The organism is Peribacillus frigoritolerans (assembly GCF_030676415.1).
GTDB lineage: Bacteria > Bacillota > Bacilli > Bacillales > DSM-1321 > Peribacillus > Peribacillus frigoritolerans_A.
The window spans coordinates 1-1,105 of sequence record NZ_JAUUTW010000080.1 but is presented as its reverse complement, the minus strand read 5'-3'; the positions used below and the strand labels follow the sequence as shown (position 1 = coordinate 1,105).

At 55.1% G+C, this 1,105-nt stretch carries 1 rRNA gene; it reads right to left on the bottom strand.

Annotated elements, in window-relative coordinates:
* Positions 1-1,105, bottom strand: a 23S ribosomal RNA gene (locus tag Q8G36_RS28545); the annotation flags it as partial.

Here is a 1,105-nt window from a genome sequence, read left to right as displayed (position 1 = left end):
GCTTCCACCTCTGACCTATCAACCTGATCATCTTTCAGGGATCTTACTAGCTTGCGCCATGGGAAATCTCATCTTGAGGGGGGCTTCATGCTTAGATGCTTTCAGCACTTATCCCGTCCGCACGTAGCTACCCAGCTATGCCTTTGGCAAGACAACTGGTACACCAGCGGTGCGTCCATCCCGGTCCTCTCGTACTAAGGACAGCTCCTCTCAAATTTCCTGCGCCCGCGACGGATAGGGACCGAACTGTCTCACGACGTTCTGAACCCAGCTCGCGTACCGCTTTAATGGGCGAACAGCCCAACCCTTGGGACCGACTACAGCCCCAGGATGCGATGAGCCGACATCGAGGTGCCAAACCTCCCCGTCGATGTGGACTCTTGGGGGAGATAAGCCTGTTATCCCCGGGGTAGCTTTTATCCGTTGAGCGATGGCCCTTCCATGCGGAACCACCGGATCACTAAGCCCGACTTTCGTCCCTGCTCGACTTGTAGGTCTCGCAGTCAAGCTCCCTTGTGCCTTTACACTCTACGAATGATTTCCAACCATTCTGAGGGAACCTTTGGGCGCCTCCGTTACTCTTTAGGAGGCGACCGCCCCAGTCAAACTGCCCACCTGACACTGTCTCCCACCCCGATAAGGGGCGCGGGTTAGAATTTCAATACAGCCAGGGTAGTATCCCACCAACGCCTCCACCGAAGCTAGCGCTCCGGCTTCTCAGGCTCCTACCTATCCTGTACAAGCTGTACCAAAATTCAATATCAGGCTGCAGTAAAGCTCCACGGGGTCTTTCCGTCCTGTCGCGGGTAACCTGCATCTTCACAGGTACTATAATTTCACCGAGTCTCTCGTTGAGACAGTGCCCAGATCGTTACACCTTTCGTGCGGGTCGGAACTTACCCGACAAGGAATTTCGCTACCTTAGGACCGTTATAGTTACGGCCGCCGTTTACTGGGGCTTCGGTTCAAAGCTTCGCTTGCGCTAACCTCTCCCCTTAACCTTCCAGCACCGGGCAGGTGTCAGCCCCTATACTTCGCCTTGCGGCTTCGCAGAGACCTGTGTTTTTGCTAAACAGTCGCCTGGGCCTATTCACTGCGGCTTTTC